Annotated in this window: 16 protein-coding genes; 11 read left to right on the top strand and 5 right to left on the bottom strand. The window is 47.0% G+C overall.

Annotation, left to right across the window (positions count from 1 at the left end):
- Nucleotides 1–9: 9 nt before the first annotated feature.
- Complete coding sequence (locus LCM00_RS07590; RefSeq protein ID WP_224899692.1) at nt 10–1,377, bottom strand: YheC/YheD family endospore coat-associated protein; 1,368 nt, start codon at nt 1,375–1,377, stop codon at nt 10–12.
- A 286-nt stretch (nt 1,378–1,663) separates the two neighbouring features.
- Here LCM00_RS07590 and LCM00_RS07595 point away from each other — a divergent pair, with 286 nt between their 5' ends.
- Together LCM00_RS07595 and LCM00_RS07600 are read left to right on the top strand one after the other, a co-directional pair.
- Nucleotides 1,664–2,800 carry a DUF445 domain-containing protein gene (locus LCM00_RS07595; RefSeq protein ID WP_224899694.1) on the top strand — a complete coding sequence of 379 codons (1,137 nt, stop codon included), beginning with the start codon at nt 1,664–1,666 and terminating at the stop codon, nt 2,798–2,800.
- Between the two features lie 88 nt (nt 2,801–2,888).
- Nucleotides 2,889–3,245: a YlbF family regulator gene (locus LCM00_RS07600; RefSeq protein WP_224899697.1), complete on the top strand. Its 357-nt coding sequence runs from the start codon at nt 2,889–2,891 to the stop codon at nt 3,243–3,245.
- Nucleotides 3,246–3,858: 613 nt separating this feature from the next.
- Here LCM00_RS07600 and LCM00_RS07605 read toward each other — a convergent pair.
- Nucleotides 3,859–4,020, bottom strand: coding sequence for a hypothetical protein (locus LCM00_RS07605; protein ID WP_224899700.1), 162 nt, complete (start codon nt 4,018–4,020; stop codon nt 3,859–3,861).
- A gap of 89 nt (nt 4,021–4,109) precedes the next feature.
- Here LCM00_RS07605 and LCM00_RS07610 point away from each other — a divergent pair, with 89 nt between their 5' ends.
- Complete coding sequence (locus LCM00_RS07610) at nt 4,110–4,631, top strand: D-glycero-alpha-D-manno-heptose-1,7-bisphosphate 7-phosphatase (protein ID WP_224899703.1); 522 nt, start codon at nt 4,110–4,112, stop codon at nt 4,629–4,631.
- Nucleotides 4,632–4,670: 39 nt separating this feature from the next.
- Here the strand turns inward: LCM00_RS07610 and LCM00_RS07615 are convergent, their stop codons facing one another.
- A complete protein-coding gene (locus LCM00_RS07615) occupies nt 4,671–4,880 on the bottom strand; it encodes an alpha/beta-type small acid-soluble spore protein (RefSeq protein WP_224899706.1) in 210 nt (69 codons plus the stop codon).
- Nucleotides 4,881–5,050: 170 nt separating this feature from the next.
- Between LCM00_RS07615 and LCM00_RS07620 the strand changes: the two genes are divergently transcribed.
- The 6 genes from LCM00_RS07620 to LCM00_RS07645 all read left to right on the top strand — a co-directional run bounded on the left by LCM00_RS07620 (nt 5,051) and on the right by LCM00_RS07645 (nt 12,999).
- Nucleotides 5,051–5,965, top strand: a complete 915-nt coding sequence (locus tag LCM00_RS07620) for a TIGR01777 family oxidoreductase (RefSeq protein ID WP_224899709.1) — start codon at nt 5,051–5,053, stop codon at nt 5,963–5,965.
- 118 nt (nt 5,966–6,083) lie between these two features.
- The gene (locus LCM00_RS07625; protein ID WP_224899712.1) at nt 6,084–6,950 is read left to right on the top strand and encodes a Cof-type HAD-IIB family hydrolase; all 867 of its coding nucleotides are present in this window, start codon (nt 6,084–6,086) and stop codon (nt 6,948–6,950) included.
- A 158-nt stretch (nt 6,951–7,108) separates the two neighbouring features.
- Nucleotides 7,109–8,614: a coproporphyrinogen III oxidase gene (locus tag LCM00_RS07630; RefSeq protein ID WP_224899715.1), complete on the top strand. Its 1,506-nt coding sequence runs from the start codon at nt 7,109–7,111 to the stop codon at nt 8,612–8,614.
- Between the two features lie 282 nt (nt 8,615–8,896).
- A complete protein-coding gene (locus tag LCM00_RS07635) occupies nt 8,897–10,282 on the top strand; it encodes a protoporphyrinogen oxidase (RefSeq protein ID WP_224899718.1) in 1,386 nt (461 codons plus the stop codon).
- 172 nt (nt 10,283–10,454) lie between these two features.
- Nucleotides 10,455–12,068 (top strand): long-chain fatty acid--CoA ligase, encoded by a 1,614-nt coding sequence (locus tag LCM00_RS07640; protein WP_224900585.1) that lies wholly within the window; start codon nt 10,455–10,457, stop codon nt 12,066–12,068.
- A 139-nt stretch (nt 12,069–12,207) separates the two neighbouring features.
- Nucleotides 12,208–12,999, top strand: coding sequence for an enoyl-CoA hydratase (locus tag LCM00_RS07645; RefSeq protein WP_224899721.1), 792 nt, complete (start codon nt 12,208–12,210; stop codon nt 12,997–12,999).
- Between the two features lie 467 nt (nt 13,000–13,466).
- Here LCM00_RS07645 and LCM00_RS07650 read toward each other — a convergent pair whose 3' ends face one another.
- Nucleotides 13,467–13,652 carry a YhzD family protein gene (locus LCM00_RS07650; protein WP_224899723.1) on the bottom strand — a complete coding sequence of 62 codons (186 nt, stop codon included), beginning with the start codon at nt 13,650–13,652 and terminating at the stop codon, nt 13,467–13,469.
- A 141-nt stretch (nt 13,653–13,793) separates the two neighbouring features.
- On the opposite strand from LCM00_RS07650, the gene LCM00_RS07655 reads away from it, so the two are divergent.
- Both LCM00_RS07655 and LCM00_RS07660 read left to right on the top strand, forming a co-directional pair.
- Complete coding sequence (locus LCM00_RS07655) at nt 13,794–14,693, top strand: ABC transporter ATP-binding protein (protein WP_224899725.1); 900 nt, start codon at nt 13,794–13,796, stop codon at nt 14,691–14,693.
- Entirely contained in the window at nt 14,686–15,939 is a 1,254-nt protein-coding gene (locus LCM00_RS07660) for an ABC transporter permease (protein ID WP_224899727.1), read from the top strand. Before LCM00_RS07655 ends, LCM00_RS07660 begins: the two co-directional genes overlap by 8 nt.
- A gap of 272 nt (nt 15,940–16,211) precedes the next feature.
- On the opposite strand, the gene LCM00_RS07665 is transcribed toward LCM00_RS07660, so the two are convergent.
- A complete protein-coding gene (locus LCM00_RS07665) occupies nt 16,212–16,844 on the bottom strand; it encodes a LysE family transporter (RefSeq protein WP_224899729.1) in 633 nt (210 codons plus the stop codon).
- Nucleotides 16,845–17,013: the final 169 nt, after the last annotated feature.

The raw sequence follows: 17,013 nt of genomic DNA on the forward strand, positions 1-17,013 counted from the left end.
GTTTCCTCCTCAGCTTTTGGCTGCCTGAAAGGACAGCCAAATAAAATATTCTATAAGTGCTCTGGCTGAAGGCCTGATTCTTTGATCGGCTTCCTCGAAATTCTTGGAGGGCTTGGAATTGGCTTCAATAATCCAAAGCTTTCCTTGACGGTCAACGCCAATATCCATGCCGAGTTCCCCGACAAGACCTTCTGATGCATTACTGATAATCCCTGCAGCTTCGACAGCTAATTCCTTCATTAATGCTGTCTGCTGAACGGCAGTGGCCCTGTCTGCAATATGTGTAAGGGCTTTGGCCGGTTTCATTGTTTCTCCGCCCCGGGCAATATTGCTGACGAATTGCTGCTCAGCGGAAATCCTTGCAACCGCAGATGTGGCACGCCAGCTGTTCTGCGGGCCTTTATGGCATAAAACACGAAAATCCAGCTGCCTTCCATTCAGGCACGCCAGCTGGATCGGCTCCTGTACCAGATAAATCCTCTTCCTGAGCTGGGGTTCGAACCACTTGAAGAAAGCAGCACAGTCAGGAAAGGATTTCCGGCCATCTGTCGAGCCGGCAGATGAGAACGAAGCAGAAAGATTGTTCTCAGCCAGGGAGAGCCTGACAATATTCCTGCCCTGGCTTCCGTTCACCGGCTTGATAAAAACTTCATGGTAGCGGCTGAGCATATCTTCCAGTGTCCGGGCGCCAAGCAGGCGGGTTTCGGGGAGGTACGGTTTCATATGCTCCTCCCCGGCGAGGATATCATAGACCTGATCTTTTGAAAGGAAGCAGTCATTGAACATCGGGATGCCCAGCTCCTGCAATTTATATTTAAAATTCCCGAAATACCTGCCGGACTCAAGCTTCCGGGAATGGATTCTATTATAAATCACTGTGGGGAAGGGGACAGGCTCTTTCACCCAGCGGCCATCCCGCCAGCAATAGCCGGAAAGGCCTTCTTCACGGAAGTCTTTTATATGAAAAACATAAAAAAGGCCGCCAAATTCCTCTATCCCGGCCTGCAGCTCTGCGCAAAAGGAATGGACAGACCGGAAGCTGACTTCTTCATTATCTTCATTGGCCTCTGTCATCAGGCCGATGATGGGGCCGGCGGCAAGCCGTCTGTCCCCGCCGGCATACTGGACAATCAGCCGGGTGTCTTCTGCCGCAAGCTGAAAATAACTGAACAGGCCGGAATCCATATGAATCTCATCTTTTGGTATTGAAGCAGGCTCTACTGCAACCAGGCATTCTTTTTTTCCTATTCTTAATGAAAGATCCCGGCCCGCATCAAGGCTCCAGTATTGATAAAGGGAATGGCTGACTTTTATCGCATCTTTATCCTGAAACATTTTCCCAGGAACAAACGTAATAGTTAGAAAAGACAAAGACATGGAAATTCCCCATTTTATAAAATTTATAAAAGCACCGGCATGCAACATTCCCGCGGGCGTTCCGCTCTGCTTCGGATTTGTAAAAAGCCGGGGTATTAGCCTATTATAAGGAGTAGGCCTCTTTTTGAATTTCTGTTTCAGGAATGGCGGCTTGCTTATGGTATGATGAATGTTGTTTTAGGCGGCTGCTGATAGGCTATCATATGTAAAATGGGCAGAGATGTGCTTACTGCAGCCATATTCAATACACCTTAAAACGTGAAGGAAGGCAGTTGAATACAAACTTATGCAAACTGGATTAACGATATTATTGATGGTCGCCGTGGGGGCTGTGATAGGAGGACTTACCAATTCACTTGCCATCATGATGCTTTTCAGACCCTACAAGCCTATGTTTCTTGGAAAACGCCAGATTCCTTTTACCCCTGGACTGATTCCCAAACGGAGGAGCGAACTCGCAGAGCAGATGGGCAAAATAGTTGTAAACCACTTGCTGACGCCAGAGAGCATTAAGAGGAAATTCGTTAATGGCGATTTCCAGAAAGAAGCTGAAAATCTGGCGAAGAAGGAATTTGCCCGTCTTTTGAATACAGAGAAAACTCCTGCTGAGCTCCTTGGCAAGCTTGGATTTGAAGATGGCAAAGCAAAGGCAGGCGAGCAGCTTGATGCCTTCATTGAAAAGAAATATGAAACGCTGATGGATAAATACCGCCATAAGCCAATAAAAGAGGTATTGGCTCCTGAGCTCCTCGCCAAGGCGGAATCCCGCATCCCTGTTATCAGTGAATATATAGCACAGAAGGGTGAAGACTATTTTTCAAGCATTGAAGGAAAAATGAGGATCCAGCGTCTTGTGGACGATTTTGTCAAGGGACGGAGCGGGGTGCTTGGAAATATGCTTCAGATGGTTATGGGAAATGTCAACCTTGCTGACAAAATCCAGCCTGAGATCATTAAGTTTCTAAGAAGTGAAGGCACAAAGGATATGATTGCTGCCCTTCTTCAAAAAGAATGGATGAAGGTGCTTGACTGGGAAGCGGCAAGAATTGAAGAACAATTCGAACGGAAAAATATCATAAAATCAATAAAGCTGTATGTCCGCAAAATCATCAAAGCGGATGATCTGATGGATACTCCGCTAAACAAACTGGCAGAGCCATTCACAGAGACACTTATTGAAAAAGCTGTGCCTGGACTGGTAGGCATGGCAGGAGAGTGGCTTTCAGGCAGGATGGACATCATTATGGAAAGGCTGCACCTTGCAGACATCATCAAGCAGCAGGTCGAAAGCTTCTCGGTGGAAAGGCTGGAGGAAATGGTGCTGTCCATCAGCAGAAGGGAGCTGAAGATGATTACTTACCTTGGAGCTCTCCTGGGCGGAATAATCGGTCTACTGCAGGGCTTTCTGGTTTTATTCATCTGAGGGTTATAAAGTGGCTTCCTCGCATTCTGATTTATAGTTTGTTATAGTGGAGTGGATTGTCCAAACCGAAAAGGAGTTGTTAGGCAAAATGGCAGTAAACTTACACGATTCAGCGTATGAACTTGAGAAAGCAATTCGTCAGAGCGATGAATATACGAATTTGAAAAAAATCTATGATGAAGTCAATTCTGATGAATCTGCAAGAACCATGTTCGAAAACTTCCGCAACATCCAGATGGAGCTTCAGCAGAAACAGATGTCCGGCCAGGAAATCTCTCAGGAAGAAGTGGAGCATGCCCAAAAAACGGTAGCACTCGTGCAGCAGCATGAAACCATCTCTAAACTGATGGAAGCAGAACAGCGCATGAGCATGGCCATCACTGAACTGAACCAAATCATCATGAAGCCTTTAGAAGAGCTTTACGGCTCAATGGAAAACAACTAGGCTGATAATCAAAGGGGCGCCCATGGCGCTCCTTTTTAAATAGATAAGAAAGTATATCTGTTAACTCTGGTTACTGTCTAGCAGCTGTGCCTAGCCTTTCGTTGTCACAAGCCAATCTTGCTAAAAAGGCAAAGAACGCCTTTTCGGGAGGATGGTCTTGAGGCCCTCAAGTTGGGGGTCATGCAGACGGTGCTGCAGGACGTGGCGTTTTTAGTCTGCGTTCCTTAGGGTGAGCAGGGCTTATGTTGATATTTGTCTCGCCAGTGTGCTGCGGTCGATCGGGGCGGGGAGGGGCGTTTGGGCTGAGTCGCAAATATATTGAGAAAGTCGCAAATAAGATGGGAAAGTCGCAAATAAAGAGCCGCGGGCCGGTTTTTGCAGAGTTGCTAATAAAAGCTGAAAGTTGCTAATATACTGGAAAATCTGCTAATAAAATGAAAAACTCTTGCTAATAAAAGTGGAAAGTTGCTAATAAAATGAAAAAGTTGCTAATAAACCCAAAATCAGGCTGCGAATGAACACGTAAGGCTGCCCATCCGCCAAAAAAACCGCAAATAGACGCCCGAATTCCATCCGCAAATACAAAAACAGGAACTCCAGACGGGGGTCCTGTTCAATATCGCATAAAAATATTCACTTCTGATTGCATTTCTTCATTCTCTGCTGATTTTTTTCCATGAAGGATATAATAAAGCCTAAGTCCGATCAGCGCAAAAGGATCCATTTTGTTCATGCCCATCATATCAATATCAGCACTTTGGAATCTGTTATTCAACAATTTAATTTTACCGGGGAGCTGCGTTTATATCTCCCTCAGCATCGGATACATTATAAATAGAGGGAAACGAAAGAAGGGATGACAAAATGAAAAAGGCTATTTTCCTGGACAGGGATGGTGTCTTGAATGAGGTTCTTTCCCACCGGGTGAAGTTTGTCAACAAACCGGAGCAGCTGTATTTGCTCGAGGGAGCTGCCGAGGCGGTGTCTTTGTTCAATGAAGCAGGCTATGAAGTATTCGGTGTGACCAACCAGGGCGGCGTCGGGCTGGGATTCATGAAGGAAAAAGATCTCCATAGAGTACATGAAAGGCTGCAGAGGCTTATCAGGGAAAAGGGCGGCCATATTACAGAAGTCGCTTATTGCCCGCATAAACCAAAGGCAGGCTGCGAGTGCCGGAAGCCGAATGCGGGGATGATACTGGATCTGGCGGAAAGATATGATATCGACCTGTCAAAAAGCTTTATGGTGGGAGACCATGAGCGTGATATCGAAGCAGGGATCAAGGCCGGGTGCAAAACGGCTTTCATCGGTCCTGGCCCTACCAAAGCGGATATCCAGGCAGATACTTTATGGGAGGCAGCAAAGCCGATTCTTGAAATGCAGTAGAAAAGCCGCTTGGGTAAGCGGCTTTTTACAATCTACTTTTTATCTCCCAGCGCGTGTGCCGCCAAGCTGCTGCTCAGCCATCTGTACAAGGCGCTTTGTGATTTCTCCGCCGACAGAGCCGTTTGCCCTTGAAGTTGTTTCTGCTCCAAGGTTTACTCCGAACTCAGACGCGATTTCCTGTTTCATTTGCTGAACAGCTGCTTCAAAACCTGGTACAAGTAATTGATTGGAATTATTGCTTCTTGCCATGTTGAGTCATCTCCTTGGTGTAATTTTGTTGTTTGAAACATTTATAGTTTAAGTTCTTGCAAAGCAATTATTCATAGAGGATCCTGGTAATTAATGGCTTTAAGAAGCAGTCTCTTTCCTGCTATACTTTTCTTAACTGATATTTGTGGATTTAGGGAGGAGCTGCAATTATGTCCAAAAGAGTAATCCTGGCCGGGGGAAGCGGTTTTCTTGGAGAAAGCCTGACAAGTTTTTTGCTTGGGCAAGGCTATGAAATCACGGTTCTTTCCAGGGGAAAAGAAGGCTTTAAGGACGGGGCGGAATTTATCCGCTGGGATGGGAAAAATATTGATGCACACTGGATGGACCGGATTGACGGAAGCTATGCCATCGTCAATTTTACCGGAAAAAGCGTCAACTGCATTTATACGGAAAAAAATAAAAGGGAGATCATAGAGTCACGGCTTGATTCTGTGAGAGTGCTGAAGGAAGCTGTATTAAAAGCAAAACAGCCTCCGCAGGTGTTCGTGCAGGCGGGTTCCCTGGCGATTTTCGGTGATACAGAGGAAATTTGTGATGAAGAATCGCCTCTGGCTGATGGATTTTCGCCGGAAGTGTGCAAGCTTTGGGAAGGTGAGTTTTTCTCGGGGGACAGGCTTCCCCATACAAGGCAGGTTCTTTTAAGGATCGGGTTTGCGCTCGGCAGGGATGGAGGCGCACTGGAACCATTATTAAAGCTTGCCCGGATGGGACTTGGAGGCACGATCGGCTCCGGGAGGCAGTATATCAGCTGGCTTCATATAGACGATTTGAACTCTATGTTTTTAAATTCGATTGAAGACCCGGAGTACAGCGGGGTGTATAATGCCACAGGGCCGCATCCTGTGAGAAATAAAGAGTTCATGCAAACTCTCCGCAAGGTTCTGAACAAAGGATGGGCGCCCCCTGCTCCGTCTCCTTTCGTAAAGGCCGGCGCCTATCTCTTTATGAGGGCAGAGCCTGAACTCGCCCTGACGGGAAGGAATTGTGTGCCGAAACGCCTGCTGGACAATGGGTTTGCCTTTCAATATACCGATCTGGAAAAGGCGCTCCGCGACCTGGTTTAACCAAGGAATTTCAATTTTGAGGGGCTGGACATTTCTTTCCCTGGCCCTGTTCTATTCCTGCTCTCCTTTTCATAAAAGTGAATAAGGACAGATTACATCGAGAATAGGGGGCAATGGGATGATATATAAGCTTCTTGCTTTAAACATAGAGGGCACGCTGCTTCAGTCCAATGGAAAATTGCATAGATCGACAAGGGAAGCGATTGATTATGTACAGCAGAAAGGAATTTATGTCACTCTCGTTACATCAAGGAGTTTTCCTTCAGCAAAAAAAGTGGCTAAAGCACTGAAAATCAATTCATATCTGGTAACGCACAGGGGTGCATTCATCGGCAATACTGTCAAAATGCCGATCTTTTCAAAAAAACTGCCGGAAACGATTACGTACGAAATCGTCAGGCTGCTTGAAGGATTCTCCTGCCAGATCAGGCTCCTTCATGAGCAATTCTCACTCGCTAATAAAACAAAGCTCAACCATAATATACTTGCGAAAACCGTATTCACGGCCGGTGATCCGATCTTTTATTCACAGCAGTTTGTAGAATCAGTCAGTGATATCCTCCTTGATGATCCGGCTTCGGTCCCGAAAATCGAGGTGTTCTTTGAATCGAAGAAGCACCTTGAAGATGCCCAAAAGGCAATTGCAAATATGTATTCAGAGGCTGACACCGTCAGGCTGAGCGACCAAAGGCTCGATATCGTGCCGGCGGGGATTTCCAAACTGAGCGGCCTGCTCCACATCGGCAACCAGCTTGGGGTCGACTTGAGCGAAATGGTCGTCATCGGCGACGGAATCGACGATGTGGACATGGTAAAGGCAGCCGGCCTCGGCGTTGCCATGGGCAATGCCCCGGCAGAATTGAAGCTTGCGGCCGACTGGCTGACCAGATCCAATAATGAAAACGGGGTCGCCTATATGGTGAAAGAACACTTCCGCAAACAGCAGCCTATCGAATTCCTCAAAAAAATGAATCTGCTGAAATGAAAAGAGGTGACAGGCACCTATACCAGTGAGGGCTTCTGGTATAGGTGCCTGTCACTGTTTCGCTACTGTTGACCTCCCCTCCCGCTTTTTGTACACTTATGGGAGGTTTTTGTTTTTATTTTGAGATTTTTTTAGACCACAATAAAAAGGTGATGAATGTGCGTATTTATATAGAAGGGCTGGATCATGAGAGATTTGACCGCCCGATGGGCAATATCGCAAACCTCTTTTTCGAGGAATGCGAAGTGAGCAGGATGCCTGCAGGGGAAGAAGATCTGCATATTGCATTCGAGCTGCATGTTGACGAGATGGTAAAGGTCCGAGCTGTTCTTAACGATCGGAATGGAAAGAAGGAAGAGGCTGCCTATGAGAAAGAGCTTGAAGAATGGAACACGGAAAAAGAGTATTACAGGCAGCTGATAAAGGCTGTTTCCCGCGTGTATTTAATGGTGCTCCAGGATTATACCGGCATTACACAGAAGTGGGGAATTCTTACAGGTGTACGGCCTACCAAGCTTCTGCACCGCCATGTCCAGAAGGGGACACCGCAGGCGGAAGCCCATAGCCAGCTGAAAGAGGAATATCTGATTACTGATGAAAAGATCGACCTGATGCAGAAGATTGTTGACCGCCAGCTGGCTGTCATTCCAGACTTGTATGAGCTGAAGAAGGAAGTAAGCATCTATATCGGCATTCCTTTCTGCCCAACGAAATGTGCATATTGCACGTTTCCGGCATACGCGATCAATGGCCGCCAAGGCTCTGTCGATTCTTTCCTGGGCGGGCTCCATTATGAGATGCGCGAGATCGGCAAATGGCTGAAGGACAACGGGATCAGGATTACGACCGTATACTACGGCGGAGGAACGCCAACAAGCATCACTGCCGAGGAAATGGATATGCTTTATGAGGAAATGTACGAATCTTTCCCGGATGTAAAAGATATCAGGGAAATCACGGTGGAAGCAGGCCGTCCTGATACGATCACTCCTGAAAAGCTGGAGGTCCTGAAAAAATGGAACATCGACCGCATCAGCATCAATCCTCAGTCCTACATCCAGGAAACACTCAAAGCGATCGGCCGCCACCATACGGTAGAGGAAACGGTTGAAAAGTTCCATCTCGCGCGCGGCATGGGCATGAACAATATCAATATGGACCTGATCATCGGCCTTCCAGGCGAAGAAGTCCCTGAGTTCCAGCACACACTGGATGAAACAGAAAAGCTGATGCCGGAGTCCTTGACTGTTCATACGCTTTCATTTAAAAGGGCGTCTGAAATGACTCGGAATAAACAGCGGTATAAAGTGGCAGACAGAGAAGAAATCGTGCGGATGATGGACCTTGCGGAAGAATGGACAGAAAAGCATGACTATGCGCCTTATTATCTGTACCGCCAGAAAAACATCCTTGGCAATCTTGAGAATGTCGGCTATGCCCTGAAAAATCAGGAAAGCCTGTACAATATCATGATCATGGAAGAACAGCAGACGATCATCGGACTTGGCTGCGGGGCGTCAAGCAAATTTGTGCATCCTGTGACAGGAGCCATTTCCCAGCTCGCCAATCCAAAGGATCCAAAATCCTATAACGACAGCTTTAAGCATTATACGGAAGAGAAGATTAAGATACTGGAAGATCTGTTCAGCAGGGAGCAAGCCTGATTTTGGCATTAAAGGGCAGGGCTACGGCTCCTGCCCTTTATTTTTTTCCGGAACAACCGGTATTCCGGACTTGGCATATTTGTGAAAAAAAGCGGGAAAGCATATAATGAGAAAAGGCGATTCTCTTCTGAGAGTCGTTTTTTATTGGCTGCACCGAAGCGCCATTCCCAATTGACACAATCTATACACAAAGCAAGCTTGGGCAAGGCGTATTCCTGATTTGAATTATAGTAAAATAAGCATATGGCGCCAGATCATCGATCGGTTTGAGGAGTGAATGAAATGAAGACAGCTGTGGTAATCGGCGGGGGCATCACCGGGCTTTCTGCCATGTATTATCTGCAAAAGCTGAAGCGGGAAAAGAACCTGCCGCTTAACCTGATACTCGCAGAAAAAGGCGGGGACCTTGGAGGCAAGATTGCGACTGTTAAGAAAGGCGAATATATCATGGAAACAGGGGCGGATTCGGTCGTTGCGCGCAATGAAAGCATCATCCAATTGCTGGATGAGCTGAAGCTGCATGAAGAAGTGGTCTACAATGCAACCGGCACTTCCTATCTATATTCGAAAAACCGGCTGGTGAAAATCCCCGAAGACACTGTTTTCGGCATTCCGACAAGTGTGCAGTCTTTGTTCAGCAGCCCGCTTATTTCCTTTAAAGGAAAAGTACGTGCACTGAAGGACCTTGTCAGCAAAAATAAGGAATTCACCAAGGACAGCTCTATCGGCCTATTCCTTGAAAGCTTTCTGGGCAGGGAGCTGGTCGAATACCAGGTTTCTCCTGTTCTGTCAGGTGTATATTCAGGGAAGCTGAACGAGCTGACGATGGCCACGACGCTTCCATACCTGCTTGAATATAAAAATAAATACGGCAGCATTATCCGCGGGCTGTCCGAAAACAAAAAGAAGTTTCAATCCTCGAGCAGCAAGAAGTTCATTTCCTTCAAAGGCGGATTATCCGTACTTATCGACAGGCTGGAAGAAGCATTGACAGATGCAGAAATCCTTAAGGGAGCGGCGGTCGAGAAAATAGAGAAACACGGCGGGCAATACACCATTTCTTTTTCCAACAGGGAAAGCATCACTGCTGATTATGTGATCCTGAGCATTCCGCATGATGCAGCCGAAAAGCTGCTTCAGGATGATCGCTTGGATTCTGCATTTGCCGAGCTGAAAAACTCTTCGCTCACAAGCATCTATCTTGGCTTTGATATCCCTGACAGCGAGCTTCCTGCAGATGGCACAGGCTTCATTGTTTCTGAAGGAAGCGATCTTAAGTGCAATGCCTGCACATGGACGAGCAGAAAGTGGAGTCATACTTCAGAGAGGCACCAGCTTCTGCTGCGGCTTTTTTACAAAAGCTCCAATCCTAATTATGCATATCTGAACGGGCTGGACAGGGACGGGTTTGTGGCAGAGGCACTGAAAGATGTGAAAAAGAGCCTCGGTATTTCTGCAAAGCCGGCCATGGTGGAAGTGACTCGCTGGAATAATTTAATGCCGAACTATTCGCTCAAGCATGGAGAAGCGGTGGAATCGCTCACTGACAGCCTGACGGCACATTATCCTAATGTCCTTATCGCCGGCTGTTCATATTATGGTGTAGGCATTGCTGCCTGCATTGCCAACGGCCAGAAAACCGCTGAAATAATTGCGGAAAAAATATAATAAAAGATAGGCGGCTTTCGATAAGGAGGCCGCCTGAGTTTTTGCGGCAAAAGACAGAAATTTCTGTGAAAATAAAGGGATTTCAGGAAGTTTAGAGAATGTTATAGGCAGAAGGAATCATTAGCTTTAAATAATTATGTAAGCGTTTACTACGGGGAGGTAGATTATATTGATGATGCAGACGCCTTTGACGATGACGCAAATGATTAAAAGAGCAGAAAAATATTTTCCGAAGAAAGAAGTAGTATCCAGAACAGGCTCAGGCATTCACCGTTTCACTTACAGGAAGATCGCCGAAAGGACAAAGAAGCTGGCGGCAGCCCTTGAATCAATCGGGGTGGAAAGGGGCGATAAGGTCGGTACCCTGGCCTGGAACCACCACCGGCATCTGGAGGCATATTTTGCTATTCCCTGCAGCGGCGCTGTGCTGCATACCATCAATATCAGACTCTCCCCACAGCATATTTCCTATATCATCAATCATGCAGAAGACAAAGTATTGCTGATAGATCCTGATATTGTACCGCTCATCGAGAAATGCCAGCAGGAGCTGTCCACGGTGAAGGCATATATCATCATGGGGGATGAAGGGGAGCTTCCGGAAACTACACTTTCCCCTGTCTACCATTACGAAGAATTCCTGGAATCAGGCAGAAGCGACTATGAGTATCCCGATGACCTTGATGAAAACAGCCCGGCCGGAATGTGCTATACCTCCGCGACGACCGGTAACCCGAAAGGGGTCATCTATTCCCACAGGGGCATTGTTCTGCACAGCATGGCATTGGGGATGGCAGACAGTGCAGCAGTAAGCGAGAAGGATATAGCAATGCCTGTTGTGCCGATGTTCCATGTCAATGCATGGGGACTTCCGTTCGCGGCCGTCTGGTTCGGAACCTCACTTGTCATGCCTGGGCCTTATTTCACGCCAAAGCTGCTGGCAGAACTGGTACAAAGTGAAAAAGTAACCATCACAGCCGGCGTGCCGACCATCTGGCTTGGACTGCTGAAGGAGCTGGATGAGAATGAATATGACATGTCGAGCCTCCGGTCCATCCTGTGCGGGGGATCTGCAGCACCGAAAGGCATGATCAAAGCCTTTGAGCAAAAGCATAATATTCCGTTCATGCATGCATATGGCATGACAGAAACAAGCCCGCTTGTGGTCATTTCAACCTTAAAGAGCTATCAGGAGGAATTGTCTGCTGAAGAAAAGCTTGATATCAAAGCGAAGCAGGGAATCCTTGTCCCGGGCCTGGAAATGAAGGCAGTCGGAAAGGACGGCGAGGTCAAATGGGACGGCAAAGAAATGGGAGAGCTTGCAATCCGCGGACCGTGGATTGCCTCGGAATATTACAAAGATGACCGGACTGACGAAGCCTTCAAGGATGGCTGGCTTTATACAGGGGATGTGGTCACCCTTGACGAGGAAGGCTTTATGAAGATCGTCGACAGGACAAAGGACCTGATCAAAAGCGGCGGCGAATGGATCAGCTCGGTTGATCTTGAAAATGCCCTGATGGCCCACGAAGCCGTTTTTGAAGCAGCTGTTGTAGCAGTCCCGCATGAACAATGGCAGGAGCGGCCTGTTGCCTGTGTGGTGCTGAAAGACAATCATAAAGATTTGGATAAACAGGAACTCTATGATTTTCTTCAGCCTCAGTTTGCAAAATGGTGGCTGCCTGATGAAATCTTATTCATGGAGGAAATCCCGAAAACGTCTGTAGGCAAATTCCTCAAAATGGCCCTGCGGGATCAAGTCCAGCAGCAGCTGGCAGCAAAATAAAGGAAGCAAGGCAGAGTGAAGAAACTCTGCCTTTTCTTGCAGCTAAATATGACAATATTTCAAATTATTCGATAAAAACTTTATAATGATTCCTCCACTCTTTATAATAGAGATAACTATGACCAAGGAGGCTGCGGATATGGCAATAGAATGCAATACAGAAACTGTGAAGGTATCCATTAAAAACAGGGTGGCAGTGGTTGAGATGAACAGGCCGGAATCCCTGAATGCGCTGGATGAGGAAATGATTAGAGGACTGGCTGCAAACCTGAAGCAGATCAGTACAGATGAAAATGTCGACATCGTTGTGCTTAAAGGAAGCGGAAGAGCCTTTTCCTCAGGCGGCGATATTAAAACAATGCTTTCGTCCACAAATGAAAGCGATTTCTACACAGTGATGGACTGCATCAGCGATCTTGTCATCACACTCTATACCATGCCGAAGCTGACAATCAGCTCTGTGACTGGAGCAGCCGCCGGACTTGGATTCAGCCTGGCGCTGGCTACAGACTATATATTGGCCGACAAATCAAGCAAGCTTGCAATGAACTTTATCGGCATCGGGCTGATTCCTGATGGCGGTTCGCATTTCTTCCTTGAGCGCAAGCTTGGTGAGGATAAAGCAAAGCATCTGATCTGGGAAGGAAAAGCAATGCCGGCCGAAGAAGCCTTTCAGAAAGGCCTCGTCCATGAAATTGCTGATGGCAATATTGAAGAAGCCCTTAACGCAAAAATTGAAAATTGGCTTTCAAAGCCTGTATCTGCCATGATCAAGACAAAAAAAATCCTGGCGGAAAAAAACCGCTCTGATCTCCTTAAAATGCTTGAGCTCGAAAAGCATGGACAATACAAAATGCGCAGCACAGAAGATCATCAGGAAGGCATAAAAGCCTTCATTGAAAAAAGAAAGCCGGTATTTAAAGGGAAATAAGCAGGAGAAATTTATTAAACATAAAGAGCCGGCCGAAAGGATATATTCCTTCCGGCCGGTTATTTTTGCTTAGCACTCCTCAATCTGGTCAAGCGCCTTCCTCTTTTTATCAGTCCAGCTGCAGGCGTTAGCCCCTCGAGTCATAAGCCACTCCAGAATTAAAGGCAAAGAACGCCTTTTATTCTGGAGCGTCTGCAGAACGCGGGTCATGCAGGCGTTGCCACAGGATGTGGCGTTTTTAGCCAGCGTTCCTTAACCTGGTCAAGCGCCTTCCGCTTCCTATCAGTCCAGCTCCAAAGCCTAGGCCCTCGAGGTCATAAGTCAAGCAGATCAAAAGGTTAAAGAGCGAACCTTTCGCTCTGCTTGCCTTATGCTTGAGGCCCACAGGATGTGGGTCATGCAGGCGTTGCCACAGGACGTGGCGTTTTTAGCCTGCGTTCCTTATAAGAGCAAGGCTTTTCCGCTTCCTATGCATGAAATAAAATCAATTTCCCGAGCGGGGAGGTGCAGCGGTGGGTTTTGCCGCTTAGTCCTTTCTCGTTCAGGAGGTTTCCGCCGATTTCTTTTGCTTCGTCATCGCTGCCTGCCTGGAAGCTTTCATCCAGGATTTTTTCTCCGTCTTTTTCGAATGCGGTGAGTTTATAAGTTTTCATTATTTTTTCTCCTTTTATAAAAAATTCTGATAGTTACTATTATTCTTGCATAATTTCTATTTTTCTGTAAAGAGATTTTACCTGTATTTTGAACCTTTTTGGAGGTTAAATCGTATAAGTTATAGAGAAGGAGGAGTTACGATGGTACTCGAGCTTGAACATGTGACAAAAAGATTTGGAAAGTTCACTGCGGTGGATGATCTTTCCCTGACTATCCCGGAAAAGGAAATGTTCGGATTTCTGGGCGCAAACGGGGCAGGCAAGACAACAACATTCCGGATGGTGCTTGGCCTGCTGGAGCCGACAAGCGGTCGCATCTCGTGGGAAGGGAATACAATTGATTATTCGACCAGCCCGATCATTGGGTATCTCCCGGAAGAGCGCGGCCTTTATCCAAAGTTGAAGGTCAGGGACCAGGTAGTATATCTGGCAAGACTTAGAGGGATGAAAAAGCCGGAAATCCTGAAAGAGCTGGACTATTGGCTTAACAGATTCAAAGTGCCGGAATATGCAAATAAGAAGGTGGAGGAGCTTTCCAAGGGAAATCAGCAGAAGATCCAGTTTATTGCCAGCGTTATACATAAACCAAAGCTATTGATCCTTGACGAGCCTTTCAGCGGATTGGATCCGGTAAATGTCGAGCTATTGAAAAGCGCGGTGCTGGAACTGAAGGAGAAAGGCACGACCATTGTGTTTTCCAGCCACCGGATGGAGCATGTAGAGGAAATGTGCGAGCATTTATGCATCATGCATAAGGGACGCCCTGTTGTCCACGGAGCCCTTAAGGAGATCAAAAGGGCGTTCGGGCGGAAAAACCTTGTGATTCATGCTGATTTCAAACTGGATTTCCTAAGTGGATTCCCTGGAGTGGAAAAGGTAAAGCAGACTGCCGAGGGCGTGCATCTGCAGATTGAAGGGGAAAAGGCTGCGGAGGCAATTTTAAAAGAAATTGCCGGCAGGGGATTTGTCAGGAAATTTGTTCTTGAGGAGCCTGCGCTTAACGATATTTTCATAGAAAAGGTGGGTGCTTCTTATGAATAATTTCTGGATTATCCTGTTCCACACATACTGGAGCAAACTGAAGACGAAATCATTCATTATTACAACGATTGTCACACTGCTGCTGATTATCGGCCTTACAAATATGCAGCAGATCATTGAAACGTTCGACAGTGGAGAAGATGAGGTAAAGGTAGCTGTAATCGATGAAACAGGAAATCTCCTGGATCCTCTCCAGCAGCAGCTGAATACAGCAGGCAGCAGCCTGAAGCTTGAAGAATTCAGCGGTTCGGCAGAAGATGGCGAGTCAAAAGTTAAGGATGGCGATTATGCCGGGCTGCTTACCTTATCAGCCGATTCCGGAGAGCTTCCTGCTGCCGAATACAAATCCCTCAGCCTGGCGGATACATCGGTATCAGGTGAGCTGGAGGGAGCCCTTCAGCAGGTAAAGACCGGGATCGCCGCCTCAAAAATCAACCTCTCTGAGGCAGAGCTTGCCAGTCTCTATGAGCCCGTCCAGTTCCAAAGGGATGCACTGGAAGAGAATGCGAAAACAGAAGAAGAGCTTACACAGGCAAGGGGACTTGTTTATGTGCTGCTGTTCATCATCTATTTTGCCGTCATCATGTATTCAAGCATGATTGCGATGGAAGTAGCTACAGAAAAATCTTCGCGTGTGATGGAAATCCTGATTTCAAGCGTCTCTCCCATCAAGCAGATGTTTGCCAAGATCCTCGGAATCGCCTTGCTTAGCCTTACGCAGCTGTCGGTGCTGCTGCTGGTAGGCTACTATTTCGTGAAACGGAATCTCGAGTCGATGCAGGGAGGCTTCTTTGAATTCTTCGGGTTCGGCGATATCCCGGCCGCTACCATCATTTATGCCGTGGTATTCTTTATTCTCGGCTATCTCCTGTATGCGACACTTGCAGCCTTCCTGGGCTCGCTTGTCAGCAGGATCGAGGATGTCCAGCAGATGATCATGCCTATGACGATGCTCGTTGTAGCCGGGTTCATGATTGCAATCATCGGGCTTTCGCAGCCTGAAAAAGCATTTGTGACCATCAGTTCCTATATTCCGTTCTTTACCCCGATGCTGATGTTCATGAGGGTAGGAATGCTCACCTTGCCGGTCTGGGAGCCGATAGCCGGGATTGGAATCCTGGTTGTATCCATCCTGCTGCTTTCAATATTCGGAGCAAGGGTATACAAGGGCGGAGTGCTCATGTACGGAAAGTCAAATTCCTTTAAGGATATTAAAAAAGCTTTGCAGCTGTCTAAAAATAAATAGGCGGTCAATCAGCTCAGGCAAGCTTAATGAATAATTTCCGCCTATAAATGGGGCTGTTGATTTGCGTTCCAGGCACTCCGCTTTCCGCGGGGCGACGCTGAGCCTCCTCAGAGCAAGCTCTTGCGGGGTCTCAGCCTTGCCGCTATCTCCCGCAGGAGTCTGCGTGCCTGTAACGAAGATCAACAGGCTTAAATACTTAATGCCGCTGTTCCAATGTTCTTAAAAATAATGACTGCAGACAAACCCGATTTATATCAGGTTTGTCTGTTTTTTTATCCAAACAAAGAAGCAATCCCCTGATACCCAAAATAGACTCCAAAGAGAATAAGCGACAGTCCGGAAAGCATGCTGATGATGATGATTGCTTTTGAAGTCAGGAACCGCCTGAAGCCGCTCGTCAGGCCTGCCACAAAAATGTCCCAAAGGCCCAGTCCGATAAAAATCATAAGGCTGTAGGCGAGAAGCTGGCCTGTCCCAAAGGAGGACGCCGTTTTTGCCAGGACCGATCCGTAAATCCCCAGCCAAAATAAAATCGACAGCGGGCTCGAAACCGACATGATGAATCCGGTGAAAAAGCATTTGAGCAGAGATTCTTTGCTCCGTATGTAGGTGACCGATATTTTATTGGCATTCATCATGCCTTCGATTCCGGAATAAAGAAGAATAAAACCGCCGAACAGCCACAGGAAGGTTTGAATCACAGGGGAGTCAAGGAATTGCACGAGTCCGAGATAGACGATCAGCATATAAACCCCGTCAGCGATCATTGATCCCGCACCGACAATCCATGCGTGCCAAAATCCGTTTTTCAGCCCCTTTTCCAGCCTTACAGCATTGACAGGGCCGATCGGCGCCGCCAGTGAAAGTCCTAAAACGATATAGCTGATGTATATTCCAATGCTCAAAGATATCACTCGCCTATTCAAGGATTAGCCCGGAAGGACTTGTACAATTTTATGCAGCAAACAAAGAGGGTAGGACCGCAAATCTTAAAATCTCCAGCTTTGTGTTTTTGGGAATAATATGAAAATAGTCTGTTCTCTTCCTGGTCGGCGTATGGTATAGTAGCTTATG

The organism is Bacillus infantis (assembly GCF_020171945.1).
GTDB lineage: Bacteria > Bacillota > Bacilli > Bacillales > Cytobacillaceae > Bacillus_AB > Bacillus_AB infantis_A.

Excerpts from the sequence above, each read along its gene's own strand:
- LCM00_RS07620 (WP_224899709.1), top strand. The coding sequence starts at position 5,051 with ATGTCCAAAAGAGTAATCCTGGCCGGGGGAAGCGGTTTTCTTGGAGAA.
- LCM00_RS07615 (WP_224899706.1), bottom strand. The coding sequence starts at position 4,880 with ATGGCAAGAAGCAATAATTCCAATCAATTACTTGTACCAGGTTTTGAA.
- LCM00_RS07645 (WP_224899721.1), top strand. The coding sequence starts at position 12,208 with ATGGCAATAGAATGCAATACAGAAACTGTGAAGGTATCCATTAAAAAC.
- LCM00_RS07610 (WP_224899703.1), top strand. The coding sequence starts at position 4,110 with ATGAAAAAGGCTATTTTCCTGGACAGGGATGGTGTCTTGAATGAGGTT.
- LCM00_RS07660 (WP_224899727.1), top strand. The coding sequence starts at position 14,686 with ATGAATAATTTCTGGATTATCCTGTTCCACACATACTGGAGCAAACTG.
- LCM00_RS07590 (WP_224899692.1), bottom strand. The coding sequence starts at position 1,377 with ATGTCTTTGTCTTTTCTAACTATTACGTTTGTTCCTGGGAAAATGTTT.
- LCM00_RS07635 (WP_224899718.1), top strand. The coding sequence starts at position 8,897 with ATGAAGACAGCTGTGGTAATCGGCGGGGGCATCACCGGGCTTTCTGCC.
- LCM00_RS07655 (WP_224899725.1), top strand. The coding sequence starts at position 13,794 with ATGGTACTCGAGCTTGAACATGTGACAAAAAGATTTGGAAAGTTCACT.
- LCM00_RS07640 (WP_224900585.1), top strand. The coding sequence starts at position 10,455 with ATGATGCAGACGCCTTTGACGATGACGCAAATGATTAAAAGAGCAGAA.
- LCM00_RS07600 (WP_224899697.1), top strand. The coding sequence starts at position 2,889 with ATGGCAGTAAACTTACACGATTCAGCGTATGAACTTGAGAAAGCAATT.
- LCM00_RS07625 (WP_224899712.1), top strand. The coding sequence starts at position 6,084 with ATGATATATAAGCTTCTTGCTTTAAACATAGAGGGCACGCTGCTTCAG.
- LCM00_RS07650 (WP_224899723.1), bottom strand. The coding sequence starts at position 13,652 with ATGAAAACTTATAAACTCACCGCATTCGAAAAAGACGGAGAAAAAATC.
- LCM00_RS07595 (WP_224899694.1), top strand. The coding sequence starts at position 1,664 with ATGCAAACTGGATTAACGATATTATTGATGGTCGCCGTGGGGGCTGTG.